The sequence below is a fragment of the Pantoea septica genome (assembly GCF_002095575.1).
Classification (GTDB): domain Bacteria; phylum Pseudomonadota; class Gammaproteobacteria; order Enterobacterales; family Enterobacteriaceae; genus Pantoea; species Pantoea septica.
Window position 1 is genome coordinate 177,299 of sequence record NZ_MLJJ01000003.1, and the last position, 20,322, is coordinate 197,620.

Annotated in this window: 18 protein-coding genes; 8 read left to right on the forward strand and 10 right to left on the reverse strand. The window is 60.1% G+C overall.

The genetic code is table 11. The features are described 5' to 3' along the window. Positions 1-45: 45 nt before the first annotated feature. The 3 genes from asr to HA46_RS02860 all read left to right on the forward strand — a co-directional run bounded on the left by asr (position 46) and on the right by HA46_RS02860 (position 1,602). The gene (asr, locus tag HA46_RS02855) at positions 46-507 is read left to right on the forward strand and encodes an acid resistance repetitive basic protein Asr (protein WP_084882124.1); all 462 of its coding nucleotides are present in this window, start codon (positions 46-48) and stop codon (positions 505-507) included. An 87-nt stretch (positions 508-594) separates the two neighbouring features. Continuing rightward, the gene (gene ydgU / locus HA46_RS21615; RefSeq protein ID WP_455430548.1) at positions 595-675 is read left to right on the forward strand and encodes a small membrane protein YdgU; all 81 of its coding nucleotides are present in this window, start codon (positions 595-597) and stop codon (positions 673-675) included. Between the two features lie 117 nt (positions 676-792). After that, entirely contained in the window at positions 793-1,602 is an 810-nt protein-coding gene (locus tag HA46_RS02860) for a trypsin-like serine peptidase (RefSeq protein ID WP_033790133.1), read from the forward strand. A gap of 69 nt (positions 1,603-1,671) precedes the next feature. On the opposite strand, the gene HA46_RS02865 is transcribed toward HA46_RS02860, so the two are convergent. Both HA46_RS02865 and hrpA read right to left on the reverse strand, forming a co-directional pair. Then, positions 1,672-2,247, reverse strand: coding sequence for an Ail/Lom family outer membrane beta-barrel protein (locus HA46_RS02865; RefSeq protein ID WP_033790135.1), 576 nt, complete (start codon positions 2,245-2,247; stop codon positions 1,672-1,674). 210 nt (positions 2,248-2,457) lie between these two features. Then, complete coding sequence (gene hrpA, locus HA46_RS02870) at positions 2,458-6,360, reverse strand: ATP-dependent RNA helicase HrpA (RefSeq protein WP_033790137.1); 3,903 nt, start codon at positions 6,358-6,360, stop codon at positions 2,458-2,460. 255 nt (positions 6,361-6,615) lie between these two features. Here hrpA and HA46_RS02875 point away from each other — a divergent pair, with 255 nt between their 5' ends. Further along, positions 6,616-7,215 (forward strand): FMN-dependent NADH-azoreductase, encoded by a 600-nt coding sequence (locus HA46_RS02875; RefSeq protein WP_033790138.1) that lies wholly within the window; start codon positions 6,616-6,618, stop codon positions 7,213-7,215. 55 nt (positions 7,216-7,270) lie between these two features. On the opposite strand, the gene HA46_RS02880 is transcribed toward HA46_RS02875, so the two are convergent. Genes HA46_RS02880 through HA46_RS02890 form a run of 3 tightly spaced genes read right to left on the reverse strand, consistent with a single transcriptional unit; the run spans position 7,271 to position 10,397 of the window. Beyond that, positions 7,271-7,600 (reverse strand): YdbL family probable chaperone protein, encoded by a 330-nt coding sequence (locus HA46_RS02880; protein WP_033790140.1) that lies wholly within the window; start codon positions 7,598-7,600, stop codon positions 7,271-7,273. After that, positions 7,600-7,788 carry a YnbE family lipoprotein gene (locus HA46_RS02885; RefSeq protein ID WP_033747068.1) on the reverse strand — a complete coding sequence of 63 codons (189 nt, stop codon included), beginning with the start codon at positions 7,786-7,788 and terminating at the stop codon, positions 7,600-7,602. Before HA46_RS02885 ends, HA46_RS02880 begins: the two co-directional genes overlap by 1 nt. Next, positions 7,785-10,397, reverse strand: a complete 2,613-nt coding sequence (locus HA46_RS02890; RefSeq protein WP_084882114.1) for a YdbH family protein — start codon at positions 10,395-10,397, stop codon at positions 7,785-7,787. Before HA46_RS02890 ends, HA46_RS02885 begins: the two co-directional genes overlap by 4 nt. A 143-nt stretch (positions 10,398-10,540) precedes the next feature. Between HA46_RS02890 and HA46_RS02895 the strand changes: the two genes are divergently transcribed. After that, the gene (locus HA46_RS02895; RefSeq protein ID WP_084882115.1) at positions 10,541-11,533 is read left to right on the forward strand and encodes a 2-hydroxyacid dehydrogenase; all 993 of its coding nucleotides are present in this window, start codon (positions 10,541-10,543) and stop codon (positions 11,531-11,533) included. A gap of 45 nt (positions 11,534-11,578) precedes the next feature. On the opposite strand, the gene HA46_RS02900 is transcribed toward HA46_RS02895, so the two are convergent. The 4 genes from HA46_RS02900 to HA46_RS02915 form a co-directional block, all read right to left on the reverse strand. Then, entirely contained in the window at positions 11,579-11,851 is a 273-nt protein-coding gene (locus HA46_RS02900) for a putative hemolysin (RefSeq protein ID WP_033790146.1), read from the reverse strand. Positions 11,852-12,164: 313 nt separating this feature from the next. Then, a complete protein-coding gene (gene feoB / locus HA46_RS02905) occupies positions 12,165-14,291 on the reverse strand; it encodes a Fe(2+) transporter permease subunit FeoB (protein WP_084882116.1) in 2,127 nt (708 codons plus the stop codon). Further along, positions 14,288-14,527: a FeoA domain-containing protein gene (locus HA46_RS02910; RefSeq protein ID WP_033790148.1), complete on the reverse strand. Its 240-nt coding sequence runs from the start codon at positions 14,525-14,527 to the stop codon at positions 14,288-14,290. Before HA46_RS02910 ends, feoB begins: the two co-directional genes overlap by 4 nt. A 320-nt stretch (positions 14,528-14,847) precedes the next feature. Then, the gene (locus HA46_RS02915; protein WP_084882117.1) at positions 14,848-16,629 is read right to left on the reverse strand and encodes an EAL domain-containing protein; all 1,782 of its coding nucleotides are present in this window, start codon (positions 16,627-16,629) and stop codon (positions 14,848-14,850) included. Between the two features lie 328 nt (positions 16,630-16,957). On the opposite strand from HA46_RS02915, the gene HA46_RS02920 reads away from it, so the two are divergent. Next, positions 16,958-18,403, forward strand: a complete 1,446-nt coding sequence (locus HA46_RS02920) for a methyl-accepting chemotaxis protein (protein ID WP_051563570.1) — start codon at positions 16,958-16,960, stop codon at positions 18,401-18,403. 9 nt (positions 18,404-18,412) lie between these two features. Here HA46_RS02920 and HA46_RS02925 read toward each other — a convergent pair whose 3' ends face one another. After that, entirely contained in the window at positions 18,413-18,616 is a 204-nt protein-coding gene (locus tag HA46_RS02925) for a DUF3606 domain-containing protein (protein WP_033790152.1), read from the reverse strand. A gap of 390 nt (positions 18,617-19,006) precedes the next feature. On the opposite strand from HA46_RS02925, the gene HA46_RS02930 reads away from it, so the two are divergent. Then, entirely contained in the window at positions 19,007-19,237 is a 231-nt protein-coding gene (locus HA46_RS02930; RefSeq protein ID WP_084882118.1) for a transcriptional regulator, read from the forward strand. 262 nt (positions 19,238-19,499) lie between these two features. Beyond that, positions 19,500-20,322, forward strand: an 823-nt coding sequence (locus HA46_RS02935) for a CHASE3 domain-containing protein (RefSeq protein WP_244277494.1), incomplete at its 3' end; no start/stop codon positions are given.

The following is a 20,322-nucleotide window of genomic DNA, read 5'->3' on the forward strand; positions in this document are numbered from 1 at the left end:
CCCCGCAGTGGGCTACACATGAAAAAAATGTTCGAGGAATTTGCAATGAAAAAATTGTTTGCACTGGTCATCGCCGCTGCTATGGGTCTCTCTTCTGTTGCTTTCGCTGCTGAAACCACCGCAGCGCCTGCTGCAGCCCCTGCTGCGACCACCACCACCACTTCCGCTGCGCCGGCTAAAACCGTTCACAAAACCGCGCACAAAAAACACAAAGCCGCTCAGAAAGCGCAGGCTGCTAAAAAGCACCATAAAAAAGCAGTGAAAAAAGACGCTGCGCAGAAAGCGCAGGCCGCTAAAAAGCATCACAAAAAAGCAGCCAAGCCGGAAACTGCACAGAAAGCCCAGGCTGCGAAAAAACACCACAAAGTAGCTAAGAAAGCCGCTGCGCCGCAGAAAGCTCAGGCTGCTAAAAAGCACCACAAAGTCGCCAAAAAAGCTGCTGCTCCGCAAAAAGCGCAGGCTGCTAAAAAGCACCACAAAGCCGCCAGGAAAGCCGCTGCTAAATAATTAAGGTCGCGCACCCTGCGCCTTAAGAAGCGTTGACTAATAAAAACACCCGGTTCTGCCGGGTGTTTCGTTACTGGAGTTGCGGAAATGGTGCGTCGCTATCGTTTTGAAATTATCCTTCTGGTGATGATCCTTTGCGGCGTCATCGCGGCGTTCTTCTTTATTTAGTCGTTGTAGCGTGCTGATTATTCCAATAAATCTCCCTTTTTTACCGCTCACCGACTATAGTTATTGCGCAAGCGTGATGACAATAACCTCTTCTTAAATCTCGCCATTGAGAGACCTATGCGCCTGGCTATTTTGCTGTTGACTGGATTGTTCTGTTTCACCACTCTGGCCCACGCCGATGATGATGACGATGCGCCGAATCCCGATGAAATCAAAATGCTTTTCTTTGGCAAAGATCACCGTAAAGCGATTAGCGACATCACGGCCGCGCCCTGGGACGCCATCGGCCAACTGGAAACCGAAAGCGGCAATCTGTGCACCGCCACGCTGATCTCCGCCCATCTGGCGCTGACGGCGGGACACTGTCTGCTGACGCCGCCGGGCAAATTCGACAAGCCGGTGGCGCTGCGCTTTATGGCGAGCGACAGCGGCTGGCGCTATGAAATCCACGATATCGACGCGCGCGTCGAGCCGGCGCTGGCGCGCAAGCTGAAAGCGGACGGCGAAGGCTGGATCGTTCCCAGCGACGCCGCGCCGTTCGACTACGGCCTGGTGATCCTGCGCAATCCCCCTTCCGCCATTAATCCGATTCCGCTGTTCGACGGGTCGCGCAGCGACCTTACCGCCGCCCTTAAAGAGGCGGGCCGCAAAGTTACCCAGGCGGGCTATCCCGAAGATCACCTGGATACGCTTTACTCCCACAGCGACTGCCTGATCACCGGCTGGGCGCAGCGCGCCGTGCTGTCGCACCAGTGCGACACGCTGCCGGGCGACAGCGGTTCGCCGCTGCTGCTGAAAAACGAGAACGGCTGGCAGCTGATCGCGGTGCAGAGCTCAGCTCCGGCGGCGAAAGATCGCTACCTGGCCGATAACCGCGCTATCGCGGTGACCTCGTTCCGCGACAGGCTGGAAGCGCTGGCGCAGTAAAAGATGCGTGACAAGAAAAGGCGCGCCGCATTTGCCGGCCGCGCCTTTTTTTATCGCTGGACGCCAGCGTCAGAAGGTGTAGCCCAGGTTTAGAATAAAGCCGTCAATCGACATCTCTTTATCGGCTACATCGAGACGCGATCCCTCGTAGCCGATATCAATCGCCAGATTCTCCATGGGATTAATCTGCACGCCTGCGCCATACATCAGCGAGGTTTTTTTCTCGCTGAGGGCGCTGTCGCCCATATAAACGTAGTGTCCTTCGTAGTTATATCCGCTTTCGCGATAGTCGACTTTATTGTAATTAAGACCGAGCAACCCATAGACGCTGATATATTGATTAAAGCGCCAGGCGGGGCCGACAGATAGCGAATAATATTTCACTTTCGCATCGCCGTCGAATATATCCATCGAGCCGGTGAAAGGCGTATAGCTGCCGCTGCCGCTCATATAGGTCAGCGAGCCTATCAGGCCCAGCGGCGAATCCCTCTCATAGCGGTATTTAAGGTTAACCCCGCGGATATTTTTGAAATCCTGCACTTTGCTTTGCGCATAGCCGAGAGTCACCGTCTGTTGATCGGCATTCGCGCTGGTGTGAATGCCCAGCGCAGCCATAATGAGGCTGAATAAAACAGACTTCTTCATCGTTATCTTCCTTAATTAAATTTAATCATCCGGCGCGCGCCGCCATGAATTTTATCCAAAAAAGGCGGCGACGGCCGATCTCCGCGCGATAATTCCCGTCTGTTTTAAGCACGCTTGTAAATAAATTTTAGCGTCGCCGATATAGCGCCGTTTCAGTGCAAAAAAAAAGCCGCAGCGTTTTAGGCTGCGGCTCGCAAGAGCGGCGGGCGATTACGCCGCGAACTGCTCCATCGTTTGCAGGATGCGCTTGTCGGAGACAGGATAAGGCGTGCCGAGCTGCTGGGCGAAGTAGCTGATGCGCAGCTCTTCGATCATCCAGCGGATGTCGCGCACCTCTTCATCGTCCTGACGCTGCGGCGGCAGCTTATTGCGCCACGTCTGCCAGGCCTGTTCGACCGCCTGCACCTTCAGCATGCGCGCGCGATCGCTGTGCGGATCGGCCGGCAGCTTTTCCAGCCGACGCTCAATACCGTGCAGATAGCGCAGCGTGTCGCCCAGGCGCTTCCAGCCGTTGCCGGTAACGAAGCCGCGATAGACCAGGCCGCTCATCTGCGCCTTGATATCCGACAGCGCCAGCGCCATGGTCATATCGACGCGCCCTTTCAGCCGCTTGTTGATGTTGAACACCGCGGTCAGGATCTGCTCAACCTGTTTGGCGATCTCCACCACCGTATCGTTCAGCTCGGCGCGCACCTTCTCGTGCAGCTGCTCGAAGTTCTCTTGCTGCCAGGCCGGACCACCCGCTTCCGCCATCAGCTTGTCGACGCCGCAGGCGATGCAGTCGTCAATCAGATCCAGCACCTTGCCGTAGGGGTTGAAGTAGAGCCCCAGCTTGGCTTTGTTCGGCAGCTTTTCGTGCAGGTATTTTATTGGCGAAGGAATATTGAGCAGCAGCAGGCGACGCTGGCCGCGCCACATCATTTTCTGCTGCTCCTGTTCGCTGTCGAACAGGCGGATCGCCACGCTCTCTTTCTCGTCGACCAGCGCCGGCCAGGCCTTGACCTGATAGCCGCCGCGCTTCTGCTCGTAGCTGCGCGGCAGATCGCCGAAGCTCCAGATATGCAGGCCGCTCTGCTCCAGCCCGTCATCCGCCACCTTCGAGAGCGTCTCCTGCACTTTTTCTTTCAGTTCGGCTTTCAGCGCGCTGAGATCTTTGCCCTCTTTCAGCTTGCGGTTATGTTCGTCCACCACGCGGAACGTCATTTTCAGGTGATCGGGCACCTGTTCCCACTGCCAGTTTTCCCGCTCCAGCGTAACGCCGGTCATACGGCGGAACTCTTTCGCCAGCGCGTCGAGCAGCGGCAGCTCCATGGCGGTGACGCGGCCCAGAAAGGCGTCGGCATAGTTAGGCGCTGGCACCAGATTGCGGCGCAGCGGCTTCGGCAGCGACTTGATCAGCGCAATAATGAGCTCGCGGCGCACGCCGGGGATCTGCCACTCGAAGCCCTGGTCCTCGACCTGATTAAGCAGCGGCAGCGGAATATGCACCGTGACGCCGTCGGCGTCCGCGCCCGGCTCGAACTGATAGCTGAGCTTCAGCTTGAGGTTGCCCTGATGCCAGAAGTTGGGGTAGTCGAGCTGGCTGACCTTGTCCGCGCCCTCTTTGATCAGCATCTGTTTGTCGAAGCTCAGCAGATCTGGGGTATCGCGGCTCGCCAGCTTCCACCAGCTATCGAAATGCCTCGCCGAGACCACCTGCTGGCCGACGCGCTGGTCATAAAAGTTGAACAGGGTTTCGTCATCCACGAGGATGTCGCGGCGGCGCGATTTATGCTCGAGATCTTCCACTTCGCTGCGCAGCTTCTGGTTATTGCGGAAGAAGGCGTGGCGCGTCTGCCAGTCGCCCTCCACCAGCGCATGGCGGATAAACAGCTCGCGGCTCAGCGTCGGGTCGATGCTGCCGTAGTTGACCTTGCGCGCGGCGACGATCGGCAGGCCGTAAAGCGTCACCTTCTCCTGCGCCATCACCGCGCCCTGGCCTTTTTCCCAGTGCGGTTCGCTGTAGCTGCGTTTGATCAGATGCTGGGCCAGCGGCTCGATCCACTCGGGATCGATACGCGCCGCGATGCGTCCCCACAGGCGGCTGGTTTCCACCAGCTCCGCCACCATGGTCCACTTAGGGGGCTTCTTAAACAGCCCGGAGCCGGGGAAAATGGCGAAGCGCGCGTTGCGCGCGCCGGTAAACTCCTGCTTTTCTGCGTCTTTCATGCCGATATGCGACAGCAGGCCGGTGAGCAGCGCGCAGTGCACCTCGCGGAATCCTGCCGGCTCGCTGTTAACGGGGATCCCTAGCTCACGCACCACCTGGCGTAGTTGGGTGTAGATATCCTGCCATTCGCGCACGCGCAGATAGTTGAGAAAATCCCCTTTGCACTGGCGGCGGAACTGGTTGCCCGACAATGCCTTCTGCTGCTCGCCCAGGTAATTCCACAGGTTGACGAAGGCGAGGAAGTCGGACTCTTTGTCGGCGAAGCGGCGATGTTTCTCATCGGCGGCCTGCTGTTTCTCGACCGGGCGCTCGCGCGGATCCTGAATCGACAGCGCCGAGGCGATAATCATAACCTCGCGCACGCAGCCAAAGCGCTGCGCCTCAAGCACCATGCGTGCCAGCCGCGGATCGACCGGCAGCTGCGCCAGCTGGCGACCTGAGCTGGTGAGCTTGTAGTGGCCGGTCTCACTGTTAAGCGTGAGCGCGCCCAGCTCCTCCAGCAGGCGCACGCCATCCTGAATATTGCGTTTATCGGGCGCTTCGACGAAGGGGAAAGCGGCGATATCCCCCAGCCCCAGGGCCGTCATCTGCAGGATCACCGACGCCAGGTTGGTGCGCAGGATCTCCGGGTCGGTAAAGGCCGGACGGCTGAGGAAGTCGTCTTCCGAATAGAGACGGATACAGATGCCGTCGGAGACGCGACCGCAGCGCCCTTTGCGCTGGTTGGCCGAGGCCTGCGAAATCGGCTCGATCGGCAGTCGCTGCACCTTGGTGCGATAGCTGTAGCGGCTGATGCGCGCGGTGCCGGGATCGATCACATATTTAATCCCGGGCACGGTCAGCGAGGTTTCCGCCACGTTGGTCGCCAGCACGATGCGGCGTCCGCTGTGCGACTGGAAAACCCGGTTCTGCTCGGCGTTCGACAGGCGCGCGTAGAGCGGCAAAATTTCGGTATGCGGCAGGTCGCGCTTCGCCAGCGCGTCGGCGGTGTCGCGGATTTCGCGCTCGCCGCTCATAAAGATGAGAATATCGCCGCGCCCTTCGTCGCTCAGCTCGTCGACCGCGTCGAAAATCGCCTGCAGCTGATCGCGCTCGCTGTCGTCCGCCTCTTCCACCACCGGCCGGTAGCGTACTTCCACCGGGAAAGTGCGGCCAGAAACCTCAATCACCGGCGCATTGTGGAAGTGGCGCGAAAAGCGCTGCGGATCGATGGTCGCCGAGGTGATGATGATTTTCAGATCGGGACGGCGCGGCAGCAGCTCGCGCAGGTAGCCGAGCAGGAAATCGATATTCAGGCTGCGCTCGTGCGCCTCATCGATAATGATGGTGTCGTACTGCAGCAGCAGGCGATCCTGCTGAATTTCCGCCAGCAGAATGCCGTCGGTCATCAGCTTCACCTGCGTGGTGTCGCTGACCTGATCGTTAAAGCGCACTTTATAGCCGATGCAGCCGCCGAGAGAGGTTTCAAGCTCCTCGGCGATGCGGTTGGCGACGGTGCGCGCCGCCAGACGACGCGGCTGCGTATGGCCGATCAGCCCTTTAACGCCGCGTCCCAGCGCCAGACAGATTTTCGGCAGTTGGGTCGTTTTACCTGAACCGGTTTCACCGGCGACAATCACCACCTGATGATCGCGGATCGCCTCGGCGATCTGCTGCTGCTTCTGGCTGACCGGCAGGTTGTCGGGAAAGGTAATTTTCGGCGTTGCGGCGGCACGGGCGGCGACGCGCTGCTCCGCCGCCGCGATCTCCTGGTTGAGTTCGTCAGCGACGGCCTGCAGCGCCGCAGGGTTAGCCACTTTGCCGGCGCCGCGCAGGCGGCGCTGCAGGCGCTGGCGATCGCGCAGCATCAGATTGTCGAGTCGCGGCCACAGCGGCGCGAGAGGAGAGGAAACCGATGATGACATAGTAATGGAGTACCTTCTCAGACGGAGCCGCTGCACGTCGCAGCGTCCGATAGCCGGGTTAACCGACTGATTCTAAAAATTGTATTGGGCAAAGAGTAACACATTTTATCACGACCAGCTGTGCCTTCCATGCCATGCTTATTCAAGAAATTCGAACATAGCTCTCGAAATATTGCGCTTTTACCGCGCCGCTAATGACCGTAGAGTGTAACCCATTGAGCGGGAAGCCTTCCGCGTAACAAACAGGAAACAGCAATGAGCAAAGTATTGGTTCTTAAATCCAGCATCCTCGCTGGTTACTCACAGTCAAGCCAGCTGGCCGATTTCTACGTTGAAGAAGCGAAAGCCAAAGGCGATCAGGTGACCGTTCGCGACCTGGCTGCGGATCCGATTCCAGTGCTGGATGGCGAACTGGTCGGCGCGCTGCGTCCGTCAGACGCGCCGCTCTCTCCGCGTCAGCAGGAAGCGCTGGATCTCTCCAACGCGCTGATTGACGAGCTGCAGGCGCACGACGTGATCGTGATCGCCGCGCCGATGTACAACTTCAACATCCCGACCCAGCTGAAAAACTATTTTGACCTGGTTGCTCGCGCCGGCGTCACCTTCCGCTACACCGAAGCGGGTCCGGAAGGCCTGGTGAAAGGCAAGCGCGCGGTGATTCTCTCCAGCCGAGGCGGCATTCACAAAGATACCCCGAGCGATCTGCTGACGCCGTACGTGAAGCTCTTCCTGGGCTTTATCGGCATCACCGACGTTGAATTTGTTTTCGCTGAAGGCATCGCCTACGGCCCGGAAGTGGCCACCAAAGCCACCGACGAAGCGAAAAACGCCATCAAACAGATTGTTTCTGCCTAATCATTATTATTATTCGCTCTGTGTTTCGATTGCCAGGCATGATGCCTGGCTTTTTTTATTTCTGCATCCACAGGCCGTTGAGGCCGCGCACGTACTCGCCCTCGCCCGCGCGCTCGACCAGTTTTGCCCCGGCGATACGCGCCACCTGATCGGTGGTGAGATTGTTCTGCTGCGCGATGCGCTGATATTCTACGCTACGCCCGGCGTTGATGCGCTTTACCAGCGCCTGCGTCTCGCCGTCCTGCTGGCGCGCGGCGATATAGCCGCTAAAGGTTTCTCCGACCCGGCCCTGATGGCGCGCCTCATCCAGCGTCAGCGCCAGCGCTGGCTGCGCCGCGCCGATCAGCAGCAGCGCAGCGAGCAGCGGTTTGCGGAACGCGCGCATCAAAACAGATCGCTCTGATTCTTCAGCAGCGCCTCCACGTCCTTGTCTACTTTGATATGAATTTCATGTTCGATCTTCACGTTCATATTGATGGTGATCGGCTCCTTCGGCGCGGCCACCTCAATGCGCGGCACGCAGCCGGTCAGCGGCAGTCCGACTGCCAGCACCAGTAACGCCCTGAGGCTCATGGTTGTTGATCCCTTTTGGTCGGCAGAGTGGCGTTCTGTTCCACCCAGGATTGCAAATTGTCGCCAAAGCGCAGGCTGCGCCAGAGTTGAAACAGGTTCTGCTGATGGCGGTAGTTAAGATTCACGGTCTGTTTGCGGTTGCTGAAGCGGCTGACGCCCTGTACCTGCGCCTGCATGGCGAGGTTGCCGAGATTATCGAGATCGAGCGTCGCCCACGAGCGGGAGATCTCCATATAGCGCAGCCAGTCCATCGCCGCGCCCGCCGCGACGTTGCCGGCGGTGATGGCGTCAGCCATATCTTTATCCATACGAAACGTCAGGGAGCCGCTGTTGGCGATCCAGCCGTTCTGCACCAGCCAGCGCGGATTGTTCACCCACAGCGGCAGCTCGCCGTTGATCCTGCCCGACATAGCGAACTGCTTCGGCTTCAGCGCGGTGACCAGTTTGCTCAGGCTGATATCGCGCAGGCTCAGCGTCGCCGTCTGGTGCTGGGGCAACCGCAACGCGGGCAGCGTCACCTCGCCGCCCAGCAGCGCCATGCTGACCGCCTGCAGCGTCAGCGGCTGCGCCTCGTTCCAGGGATAGTAGCCCTGAAGATCGGCGCGGATATCCTTCATCGCAAACTGGTTGGTGATTTCGCCGATGCGCAGCTGTACCGGCCCGCGCACGCCGAGCTGCCACTGCTGATCTTTCAGGCGGAACGGCAGCGAGAAATCGACGCCGTTGATCTGGTTGTCCGATGTCCAGAGGCTGCCCTGCGTCACCGCCCAGTGGCCGCCCGCGCTAAAACCCTCTTTCGCCGCGGCGGAAAACGCCACCTGGGCGCGCAGCTCGCCCGCGCGGATTTTCATCTTCAGCTCGGGATTCAGCAGCGGCTGGAACACCGTCAGAGACTGCGTCGGCCACCATGCCTCGCCGCGCAGGCGCTCGCCGTCCCAGCGGCCGTGTACGCGCAGCGGCCCGATCGCCTGCGCCTGCAGCGCGCCGCGCCAGATAAAGTGGCTGGGATCCCGGCCTTTCGCCTCGAAGCTCAGCGACGAGGCGGGCAGGCGCCCGCCAAAATCGAACAGCGTCTCTCCCGCGTCGATGCGGAAGCCGCCGTTAAAGGCGGGTCGCTGCGCGTCGCGCTGCCAGTTGACCGGCGCGCTGAGGGTCAGCCGCGGCCGCACCACCTGCGCCATGCCGTACTGCATCCGATCGAAACTGGCATTCAGGCTGTCGAGGTGGATAAGGGTGTCGCGCCACCCGCCCGCGCCCTGAATGGTCCAGGCGGCGTTGAGCGGCCGCATTTCGCCGGTCCCCCAGTAGCGCCATTTCCACTCCCCTTTATCGGGCCAGAAGTCGCTGGCGCGACCGTCGAGATGCAGCCTGAACTGGCCGAAGCTTGGGTCGTGCGCCTTGAGTATCGCCTGCAGGCGGCCGTCGATGCCCTGCGAGGCGAGCCGCACCCCCGCCAGCGGCCAGCGCGCCTCATCGACCTCCAGCGTGGAGAGAATGCGCCCGCGCAGGCGCAGCAGCGCGCCGGGCTGGAACCTGAGCTGCGGGTCGAGCAGCGGCCCGCTGAGATCGCCCGGCAGCGCGGCGTAGAGCTGCATCGCCGCCAGCTTGCTTTCGCCCGTAAGGCGCAGCGGCAGCGCGCTGTTTGTCATGCTCAGGGTGCCGGGGCCGATACTCAGCACCGCGTTGCCTTTGCCGCCGCGTCCCTGGGTCAGCACGTTGAGGCGGCCGGTAATCTGCGTCTCTTCCAGACCCTGCCGCCAGTTGTCGAACGTGAGATCAAGAAAGCCGGAGAGCGTCTGCTCGCTCATAGGCCAGCGGTAACGCCCTTTAACTATGCGGATCTGCCGCGCGTCGGCCTGCCACGGAAGCGTCAGCAGCGGCTGTCCGTCGCCGGTGGCGTAGAGCGCCAGCTCGCCCTGCTGCTGCTGCCAGTCGAGCGTCAGACGCAGCGGTTCGCCGGCGTATTGCAGCTCGCCCTCCAGCTGACCGCCGACCGGCAGGCCGTTGGCGAACTCGGGCAGTTCGAACCGGCCATGCAGCGTCACGGGCTGCGGCAGCGCGTTATGGTGCAGCGTCAGCTGCTCTACGTTGAGCTGCTGCCCCTGCAGGCTGGCGTCGATATTAAGGTTATCACCGCGATAGTGCAGCGTCTGTTTAGCGGGGGCGAGGCTGAGATCGAAACGTCCGGCGTACTCTTGCCAGGGCGCGATGGTGAGATTATCAAGCTGGATATCGGCGCCGGGCAACAGCTGCTGCCACTCCGCGAGGCTTTTTGGTGCGCCGGGCCGATCGCTTTGCGGCAGCTTCTGCAGGCAGTCGCTGTCGAGCGTCACCTGACGCGCGGCAAGCCGCCAGCGCCGGTCGTGCCAGCCAAGCGAGGCCTGTTCGACGCTTGCCAGCGCGCACTCGCCCGCCAGGTAGCGCACCTGCGGAAACCACAGGCCGCCGTTGCGCCAGCGCGGCGATCCTTCCAGCACGATGCGTGTCTCCGCCGGCAGCCAGATACCGGCCAGCCGCGGCAGCCATTGCGTCACGGTGAGCAGCAGCCCCAGCACCAGCAGCGTCAGCGCCAGTAATGCAGCAAAAAGTCGGCGGAGGCTCCGCGGCATGGCAGCAATATTCCTTTTCCTGACAGAATCCTGCCCCTGATGATGGCACGTAATCGGCCAGAGGTGAAGGCGCGCCGCCGACGGCAGCAAAATCTACAATAAAACGTTATGCTGTGTGGATACCCGAATGCAGGAGCGTAACGATGAAAATCGCGGTTTACAGCACGAAGCACTATGACCAGAAGTATCTCGATCACGTTAACGAAGGCTACCGGTTCGATCTGGTGTACTTCGACTTTTTACTGACGGAAGCGACGGCAAAAAACGCCGTCGACTGCGATGCCGTCTGCATTTTCGTCAACGACGACGCCAGCCGTCCGGTGCTGGAGGAGCTGGCGGCGCTGGGCGTGAAGTATATCGCGCTGCGCTGCGCCGGTTTCAACAACGTCGATTTAGCCGCGGCGGAGGAGCTGGGCCTGAAGGTGGTGCGCGTGCCCGCCTATTCACCGGAAGCGGTGGCGGAACATACGGTTGGCCTGATGATGACGCTTAACCGCCGTATCCATCGCGCCTGGCAGCGCACGCGTGACGCCAACTTTTCGCTCGACGGCTTAACCGGCTTTAATATGCACGGCAAAACCGCGGGCGTGGTCGGCACCGGCAAGATCGGCGTGGCGACGATGCGCATTCTGAAAGGGTTCGGCATGCGGCTGCTGGCGTTCGATCCCTACCCGAGCGCGCAGGCGCTGGAGCTGGGCGCGGAGTATGTCGATCTGAAAACCCTGTTCGCCGAGTCGGACGTGATTACGCTGCACTGCCCGCTGACGCCGGAGAACCATCATCTGCTGAACGCCGCCGCCTTTAGCCAGATGAAAGATGGCGTGATGATTATTAATACCAGCCGCGGCGGGTTGATTGATTCCCAGGCAGCGATTGACGCGCTCAAGCAGCAGAAAATCGGCTCGCTCGGCATGGACGTTTACGAGAATGAGCGCGATCTCTTCTTCGAAGATAAGTCTAACGACGTGATTCAGGATGACGTGTTCCGTCGCCTGTCGGCCTGCCACAACGTGCTGTTTACCGGCCATCAGGCGTTTCTGACCGCTGAGGCGCTGACGGCGATTTCGGAAACGACCTTGTCGAATCTCAGCCAGCTTGAAAAAGGCGAAGCCTGCCCGAATCAGCTGTCGGCATAGGCCTGACCTGGCGGGCGTTGCCGTCAAGGCGCGCCTGCCGCTCAGCTAGCGGGCGCAGTTGCCGCCGATGAGCGCCTGTTCGTCGCAGCGGCGTCCGTTCGCCAGCTGGCACATGCCGATGCGCGTGCCGTCCAGCTGGTGAGAAAAGGCCAGCGTGCCACCGGCTCCGGCGCAGTTGCTCTCCGCCAGCGACGACATAATGACGTGCGGCTGAATATGGGCTGCGGTGGCTTGTTGCGGCGGTTCGTTATCGCTGTTGCTGCTGCATGCCGAGAGCAGCAGCGCGGCACCGGCCAGCAGAAAGGTGGCTGCTTTCATCAGTCGGACTCCGGAATTGTCAGGGTTAGAGGCCGGTCAAGCATAAGGCAGGTGGCGCAGCCGGTCGATAGGCGACACAGCTTTTTACAAAATTTTCTCCGGCGATTTGCAAGCGGAATAATCCTGTTTCGCTAACCCTTTGATCCCGCCCAATAAAGGGCACGCCTGTCCTGATGCTATTGAGGCCCGGTTGAGAAACGCCGTACTAGAGTAAGCGCCGAGGCAACGCCTCACTACAACAAGTACGGCTACTGATTCACTTAGCCGGGCCCTCCGGTACGCTCCACGGCAGGAGCGTTTTTTATTCGCCGGGTTAATGCCCACACCCTTTACAGCTGCTGCATCCGCCCTCTTTTACCGGCTGCAACCCAGGCTGCAGAGTGACGCGCAGCTGGCGCAACAGGGTCACCGCCGCCATGCCCGCAGCGACAATGGCCGCCAGGCAGATCAGGCTGAAACCGGGATGCTGAGTAAAGGTGCCGATCTGGTAAACCAGCGTCGCGGCGCTATAGGCCATAACGGTTCCCCAAATCAGAGCGAACCACATCCACTGCCGTCCCGCCTCTTTCGCCAGCGCGCCCATCACCGATACGCAAGGTACGTAGAGCAGTACGAAGACCAGATAGCTGTAGGCCGCGAGCGAGCTGCCGAACATCGTCTGCATAACGCCTACCGCGCCCTGGCTCATCTCGCCGTCTCCTTTGCTCGCTTCGACCGGATTAAACAGCGTCTGCGGACTAAGCGCCTGCTTCAGATTCTGCCAGGTTTCATCCAGCGCCGAGCCGAAAACCGCCGTCAGGCTCTGCGCTGGCTCGATGTCCGGCGCATTTTGCGGCTCCGCCAGGTAGAGCGCGTTCAGGGTGCCGACCACGCTCTCTTTCGCCATAGCGCCGGTCACCAGCCCTACTGTCGCCTGCCAGTTGTCGGGCCGAATCCCCATCGGCGTAAACAACGGCGTCAGGTAGCGGCTGGCGGAAGCCAGTACCGAGTCGTCGACGCGCTGTGCCAGATGGCCGCTGGCCGTCAGGTTGGAAAGCAGGCTGATCGCCACGCAGGCCGCGACAATCACCATGCCCGCGCGGATAACGAAGGCGTGCAGACGAAACCAGGTCTGCAGCAGCAGGCTGCGCATGACCGGCACATGCCACAGCGGCAGCTCCATGATCGCACAGGAAGAGCCGCCCTTCAGCAAGGTATGTTTCAGCACCAGCCCGGTAAAGACCGCCGCCACGATACCGAGCAGATAGAGCGAAAAGATCACCCCAGCGCCGGCGTTGCCGAAAAAGGCGCCGGAAAACACGGCGAATATCGCCAGCCGCGCGCCGCAGGACATAAAGGGCGCCATCAGCATCGTCACCAGCCTTTCCCGCTCGGTTTCCAGCGTACGCGCCCCCATGACCGACGGCACGTTGCAGCCAAAGCCGACGATCAGCGGCACAAAGGATTTCCCCGGCAGCCCCAGCCAGCGCATCAGACGATCGACCACAAACGCGGCGCGCGCCATATAGCCCGACTCCTCCAGCAGCGTCAGAAAGAAGAACATCAGCGCCAGCTGCGGCACCAGCGGCAGGACGGTGGTGATGCCGCCGCCGATGCCCTGCGCCAGAAAAGAGGTGATCCAGTCGGGAAAGCGGAGCGTGGCGCAGAGCTGCGCGGTGCCGTCAATAAACAGCGCCGTGGATCCCTTATCGAATACTGGCTGCAGCGCGCCGCCGATGTTGATGGAGAAGTAGAACATCAGGTACATCACCCCTAAAAACAGGGGGAAACCGAGCCAGCGGTCGAGAAAGAGAGTATCCAGCGCGCGCGTCAGACGATGGGCGCGATGCGCCGCGCGATCGCAGACGGCCTGGCAGATGGCGCTGATGCGCGCCAGCCGCGCTTCCGCGTCGGCTTCCGTTCGGTTCAGCAGCAGATCGGCGGGCGGCGCGGCGGCGACGCTATCGATGGCCGCCAGCAGCGCCGTTACCCCTTCCGAGGTCGACGCGGACATCAGCACCACCGGACAGCCGAGCTGCGCGGCCAGCTCATCGGCATCCAGCTCGACGCCGCACGCTCTGGCGACGTCGGCCATATTAAGCACCACGATCATCGGCAGGTTCAGCTCGCGCAGCTGCAAGGTGAGCCACAGGCTCTTCTCCAGGCTCGACGCGTCGACCACGTTGATCAGCACGTCCGCCTGGCCGCTCATCACATAGCTGCAGGTGACGCGTTCGTCGGCGGAGAGCCCGTCTTCGGCCTGCACCGTTTCAAGAGAATAGATGCCGGGCAGGTCGATCAGCGTGACGGCAGCCTCGCCGGTGGTGAAGGTGCCCTGCTTGCGTTCAACGGTGACGCCCGGCCAGTTGCCGGTGCGCTGTCGCAGCCCCGTCAGCAGGTTGAACAGCGTGGTTTTGCCGGCGTTAGGGTTGCCCGCCAGTACGGCGTTGATACGCTTCATGCCCGCTCGCCTCCGTCAACGGCCTCAAGGCGCAGCATCGCCAGTTCGGCCTTACGTAGCGCATAGCTGCTGTGGCTGAGACGCACCTCCGCCGGGTCGCCCAGCGGCGCGAACCTGACGATATCGATTACCGCGCCAGGCACAAAGCCCAGCGATAGAAGTTTACGACGGAAAAGCTCGGACAGGTCGCTCCTGAACCCTGTAATACGCCATTGACTCCCGGGTTTTATCAGCATGATCTCATCTCCGATATTTCTGTGCCGCAACTATGCAATTGCGAACAATTATCGTTATTGATGTAGATCGCGTCAGAGGCGAGAAGCGGGCAAAAAGTGGCGCGTTTGATGCCAGGTGGCCGAAAAAGCCGCTTGCGGGCCTGGGGAGATAAACGTCCGTTAAGGCATAAGGCGGGAAAATAACGGTCATCAGGCGAAAAAACCTCAACCACCCGCCCGGATGCGCCTCCGGCGACAGCGAGATGGACTGCGCCCGGAACGACGCGCGCGATAATCCGCAGGCTCAGTCGGCGGCAGAGGCGCAATAGCGCAGGCGCGTCTCAGCTACATTTGTTACGCAGCCGCCAGTCGAGCCATGCATCCAGCTCGCGGTCAGGCAGCGGTTTGGCATAGAAATAGCCCTGCGCCTGGTCGCAGCCATATTCGCATAGCATGCCGGCCACCTCCCCGCACTCGATGCCTTCCGCCAGCACGACATAGTCCAGCTCTTTCAGCATAGTGATAATGTTACGCGCGATAATACGCGACGCCGTGTCGGAGGCAAGGCCGCTGATTAATGAACGGTCCAGCTTAATCACGTCCAGCGGCATGCGGCGCAGATAGCTGATATTGCTGTACCCGGTGCCGAAGTCGTCTAGCGAGATGCCGAAGCCGCGCAGCTTTAGCATCTCCAGCCCGCGCATCGCGGCCGGACTCTCAATCAGCCGCTCGGTTTCCAGACACTCCACGCCAAGCAGCGCGTTAGGCAGCCTGACTTTCAGCATCTTATCTTCCAGCGTGTCGGCAAACCCCTGCCGGGCGAAATCATGCAGGCTGACGTTAACGGAAATCGGCAGCTGGATGCAGTGATTTCGCAGCCGCGCCAGACGGGCAATGACGCGATCGATTACCCAGGCGTTCAGCTCCGAGAGCAGTTCGGTCTGTTCCGCCAGCGGCACGAATGCCGAGGGCGACAGCTCGCCCAGCTGCGGATGCCGCCAGCGGATCAGCGCCTCAAGCCCGACCGGCGCGCCGCCCTGCAGACAGATCTTGGGCTGGTAGGCGAGATAGAGGCCCTCTTCGTTTCTTAACGCCGAGGCGAGTTCATGCATCAGGTTGAAATCGCGCGTGCGGCGCACATCCTCCGACGCGCTAAAGGTCCGTGTCGCCACCCCGCTGCCGATCGCCTCATGCAGCGCGCTGATGCCGCGACGCAGTATCTCCTGCGCCGGGGACTCCACGGCCGTAAAGTCCACTCCGCCGGTAAAAGTATTCAGGGTCACCGACAGCCCCTCCCCCAGATCCGCGCTGATGCCCTCCATGCGATTAGCCACCCCGGCCGCGCTGAGCGAGCTGCTCTCGCCGGTGAGCAGCGCAAACCGGCCGGTGGCCACGGTGTAGAGCAGATCGCCGGGCCCCAGACGCAGGCGCAGCGGCAGAAGCGTGGCGACGTCTTTAAGCAATCCCTCGACCGGCCCCATTCCCATCGAGCGCGCCAGCTCGTAGGCGCGCGGCATATCGATGCAGTCAATCAGGATCAGCCGCCGCGGCAGCGTATCGCCGCCCGCCGTCAGGTAGTGCAGATCGCGGATCAGTCGCTGACGATTAGGCAGCCCAGTCACCGGATCGGTAAAGCCGGCGGAGTGCCAGGCTTCCAGAAAGGAGATCACCAGCGCGCCGAGCAGCGTCAGCGCGGTCAACTGCTCCGGGCTCAGCTGATGCGGTTCGCCGTCGGTGACGCACAACGTGCCGAGGATATGCCCGGCGCGGCTTTTCAGCGGCACGCCGGCATAAAAGCGAATCCAGGGATCGCCAATAACGAACTTATGTTCTACGAAGCGAGCATCCTGCCAGGTATCAGAGACCACCATCGGCGCTTCGGAATCAATCACGTAGCGGCAAAGGGAGTCCTCACGCGTCGAGTGCTTAAGAGAGAAATTGCGCGCCGCCCGAATATACTGAAATTCATCGTCGACGATAGAAATAAAACAGCCGGGAATGCCGAGCGCCTGGGTCGCCAGCCGAACGAACTTCTCAAGTACCCCATCGCGACTTTCATCGGGCTCGCGCAGCGCTTCAAGCGCACTCAGGCGGCATTTGTCGTCGCCGGAACATGTTTGCATGGTTCCTCCGGTCCGCTCCAGCTCTGGAACGAACAGAAATATAATGTTTAAAAGCAGACCGGGAAAAACCGACTAAAGTACAAGACAAACTATCTGATTTTATCTGGTACGAAATCTTAAGCTCACTTCGCTCCATTGCACAATAAATTCTTGCGAACAATATCAAACAATCCGAAAAACAAAAAAATACAAAATGATCGTTTCCTTTTTTCCCATTCACTGCCAAACTGACGACCTCAATAAGATTGCACGCAATAAAATAGCAGACTATATAAAAACACCTTTTTCGCCGTACTTTACACAGCAATAACAACACCAGAAACCCAATATGCACTTCCTCAGAAATTTTACTATTCGTCGGGTTGTACAGGCTATTTTGCTGGCTGCGCTGCTGGTTGTGGCGCTGGCAGGCGCTTACGGTTCTGTTGTTATGCGCGACCTGCATCAGCGCGCCGAAGCGAGAGACGCCGCCAGCTCGCAGCTTGTTTTTCTGACGCGCGCCGGGAATGCGATGGCCTCAGGTTCCGCAGAGGAAAAAGCGGCGCTGCAGGCTGAGGCGCCCGCCGGCCCCGACTGGGCGCGCCTCAGCGCCGCCCTGAACGACACGCCCGCCCGTTTTTCCGCTGCGGCGAACGAGCGGCTTAGCTTTCTGCAGCGTCAGGTTGCGTCGGACGAAGCGGCGACCGCCCGCGATCGCCAGCGCCTGGAGATGGCGTTTCTTGTCGCCGCGCTGATGACGCTGGGGCTGCTGGCCTTTTGCGACCGCTTTCTGGTCACCCATCTGGTGAAGCCGCTTGGCGTGATGCGCGAGCATTTCAGAAGCATGGCTGCAGGCGATCTCTCGCGCGAGCCGCAGGAGTTTGGCCGTAACTGCGTCGGACAGCTGGTTCCGCTGGTGCGGCTGATGCAGCAAAGCCTGCTCGCGACGGTACAGTCGGTACGCGACAATAGCGGCGTGCTGCGCCGGGAAGCGGCGGATATCGCCGCCGGTAATACCGACCTCTCCGACCGCACCACTCGCCAGGCCGCGGCGCTCGAACAGACTGCCGCCAGCATGGAGGAGCTGACCGCCACGGTGAAGAATAACGCGCTGAGCGCCCGAGAAGCGCGCGAGCTGGCCGGAGCGACCGCGCAGACCACCCAACAGGGCGAGGCGCTGGTTCATTCGGTCTCTACGCTGATGCGCGATATCGCCGAAGAAGCAGAGAAAATTCGTCAGTTTACCGCCACGGTCAACAGCATCGCTTTTCAAACCAATATTCTGGCGCTGAACGCGGCCGTTGAGGCGGCGCGCGCGGGCGAACAGGGTCGCGGCTTCGCCGTCGTCGCCTCCGAGGTGCGCACTCTCGCCCAGCGTAGCGCCGCGGCAGCTAAAGAGATCGAGGATTTGATCGGCGGCGCGGTAACGCGCGTGCAGGAAGGCGCGGCGGCAGCGGGCCGGGCCGGGGAAACCATGGGGAGCGTCACGCAGCGCGTCTCAGCGGTCAACGATCTTATCGGCCAAATCGCGCTGGCCTCAGAGGAGCAAAGCAAAGGCATTTCTCAGATCACGCTGGCTATCGCCGATCTGGATCGCGTCACCCAGCAGAACGCTTCGCTGGTTCAGCAGGTCACGGCCTCCGCAGGCAGCCTGAACGGACGCACGGAAACCCTCGCCGCCGTTATCAGCCACTTCAAAACGCCGGCCGACGCGGCGGATGACAAAGGTCGTGACGCGCGATTCAGCAACCTTAACGCGTCTGCCGCGCCGCGGGCGGCTGGCGCCGCTGCATGACGGATGGCGTCAGGAACAGGGGCGGCGCGAAGGCGGATTTTCTTTCAGCCAGCGGCGCACCTTTTCCACATCCGGGCCCGCCTCTTTTACGGCCCGCATGAGCCGGTCCTGGGTAATATGCAGCGTCAGCATCCAGAAGGTGATTTGCCACTGTTCGTTGACCTCCACGCAGGAAAGATCGGCAGGGACACGACGAACGATTGGGTCTCTCATATCAGGGTCCTTATTTCCGGCAATGCAAAAGCGCCGGGATAATATTCAGCTTGCGAAGCAACACATCCTGAATGTCTGGCTCAGGATATAAAGCGGATTTATCCCTAAAGGATTCTGTCGCGGAATTATGAGAGGGTTCTGAGAGGCGCAGCCTGCATAAAATGGCGTAGCGCATGTCAGACTGCGCTGAAATTGGCTGTAGCATGCTGAAATAGCCGTTACGCTAATCGAAACAATCTATTTATTTCACAAAAATGCGCGTAGCGCGTGACAACATAACCCAGAAACAGCACAAGCAAGCGTCTATGATGCATAACGCCTGTTAACCCATTAGCGTATGCCGCAAAACGCCCTGCCGGAGCAGAGCTTGTTGCATATAAGAGAAAAATTATGACGAATAAATCCTTTAAGCCCGGCGTGATTGTCCAGCCTGATGCCCGTTCTCTGCGCATCGCCGCCGGCCTAACGCAGGAGCGCGCCGCCGAACGGTTCGATCTGAGCCTGCGCGGCTGGCAGCTTAAGGAAGCCGCATCAAAACCCGGATTGCTTAGCCAGGGAGAATATGAGTTTCTCCTGTTGCTGGCTGGCAAACATCTCCATTTCGTTCTCGCGCCTCGCTAGCGCCGCGGCTTAATAATATTTACGCCGCCGCTTGCTTTTATTTTTATCTATCAAGCTGAAATTTAACAATAAAGCAGCGAGCAGCCATTTATTTCTCGTTTCCTGTACTTGCAGAATTTTAATTGAAGCCGTCCCGATCTATGCCGATAACTTATCGGTTTTACGGCTCTTCAAACTGCTCTGTTAACGTATGTGGAACGAGAAATAAATGTTTAGAAATTTACCTGTCAAGAAAAAGTTCTTTTTTGCCTTTGGCGCCGTTGTGGTTTTATTGCTGGCTCTGTCCGCAACGTTCTACAACAATTTTTCCAGCATCGTTAATACCAACGACTGGAACATTCATAGCTGGCGCGTCGTCGATAAAAGCCGCGCCCTGACCCAAAGCCTGGTGAATATGGAAACGGGCCTGCGCGGCTATGCGATCAACGGCAAAGAGGAGATGCTCGATCCCTGGAAGGCGGGCAAAGAGGATTTCGTTAAGCTGCTGCAGGAAGCCAAAGGCTTAACCGCGGATAATCCTGCTCAGCAGCAGCGACTGGATAATTTACTCAGCCAGGAACAAGCCTGGCAGGATAAGTTCGTCGCTGAGCTGCTGACGCACCGCCGCGCGCTGAACGCCGGCGCGATGACGCAGATGGATTTCAATGCCGCCTTCGAAGCCAATACCGGCAAGCCGCAGATGGATCAGATGCGTAAAACCATCGATGAGATCGTCAACGGCGAAAAAAGCTTGCTCAGCGACCGGCAGAACTCTGTCGATGCCATTGAAACCCAGACCCGGCTGACGCTGTTTATCGGCGCACTGCTGGGTTTAGGCATCGCCTCCGCTTTAGGCTATGTGCTTGCCCGCTCGATTACCCTTCCGCTGGCAGAGGCGGTAAAAGCGGCCAAGGCGATTGCGGCCGGCGATCTCTCCACCACGCTGGTGGCGCGCTCCAAAGATGAAACCGGTATTCTCATCGCCACCTTTACCGCCATGCAGGAGCAGCTCAAAAAGGTGGTTTTCGATATTCAGACCGCCGCCTCCTCTATCGATAACGCCTCTAAAGAGGTCGCGCTGGGCAATACCGATCTCTCTGCGCGAA

Excerpts from the sequence above, each read along its gene's own strand:
- asr (WP_084882124.1), top strand. The coding sequence starts at position 46 with ATGAAAAAATTGTTTGCACTGGTCATCGCCGCTGCTATGGGTCTCTCT.
- ydgU (WP_455430548.1), top strand. The coding sequence starts at position 595 with ATGGTGCGTCGCTATCGTTTTGAAATTATCCTTCTGGTGATGATCCTT.
- HA46_RS02860 (WP_033790133.1), top strand. The coding sequence starts at position 793 with ATGCGCCTGGCTATTTTGCTGTTGACTGGATTGTTCTGTTTCACCACT.
- HA46_RS02865 (WP_033790135.1), bottom strand. The coding sequence starts at position 2,247 with ATGAAGAAGTCTGTTTTATTCAGCCTCATTATGGCTGCGCTGGGCATT.
- hrpA (WP_033790137.1), bottom strand. The coding sequence starts at position 6,360 with ATGTCATCATCGGTTTCCTCTCCTCTCGCGCCGCTGTGGCCGCGACTC.
- HA46_RS02875 (WP_033790138.1), top strand. The coding sequence starts at position 6,616 with ATGAGCAAAGTATTGGTTCTTAAATCCAGCATCCTCGCTGGTTACTCA.
- HA46_RS02880 (WP_033790140.1), bottom strand. The coding sequence starts at position 7,600 with ATGCGCGCGTTCCGCAAACCGCTGCTCGCTGCGCTGCTGCTGATCGGC.
- HA46_RS02885 (WP_033747068.1), bottom strand. The coding sequence starts at position 7,788 with ATGAGCCTCAGGGCGTTACTGGTGCTGGCAGTCGGACTGCCGCTGACC.
- HA46_RS02890 (WP_084882114.1), bottom strand. The coding sequence starts at position 10,397 with ATGCCGCGGAGCCTCCGCCGACTTTTTGCTGCATTACTGGCGCTGACG.
- HA46_RS02895 (WP_084882115.1), top strand. The coding sequence starts at position 10,541 with ATGAAAATCGCGGTTTACAGCACGAAGCACTATGACCAGAAGTATCTC.
- HA46_RS02900 (WP_033790146.1), bottom strand. The coding sequence starts at position 11,851 with ATGAAAGCAGCCACCTTTCTGCTGGCCGGTGCCGCGCTGCTGCTCTCG.
- feoB (WP_084882116.1), bottom strand. The coding sequence starts at position 14,291 with ATGAAGCGTATCAACGCCGTACTGGCGGGCAACCCTAACGCCGGCAAA.
- HA46_RS02910 (WP_033790148.1), bottom strand. The coding sequence starts at position 14,527 with ATGCTGATAAAACCCGGGAGTCAATGGCGTATTACAGGGTTCAGGAGC.
- HA46_RS02915 (WP_084882117.1), bottom strand. The coding sequence starts at position 16,629 with ATGCAAACATGTTCCGGCGACGACAAATGCCGCCTGAGTGCGCTTGAA.
- HA46_RS02920 (WP_051563570.1), top strand. The coding sequence starts at position 16,958 with ATGCACTTCCTCAGAAATTTTACTATTCGTCGGGTTGTACAGGCTATT.
- HA46_RS02925 (WP_033790152.1), bottom strand. The coding sequence starts at position 18,616 with ATGAGAGACCCAATCGTTCGTCGTGTCCCTGCCGATCTTTCCTGCGTG.
- HA46_RS02930 (WP_084882118.1), top strand. The coding sequence starts at position 19,007 with ATGACGAATAAATCCTTTAAGCCCGGCGTGATTGTCCAGCCTGATGCC.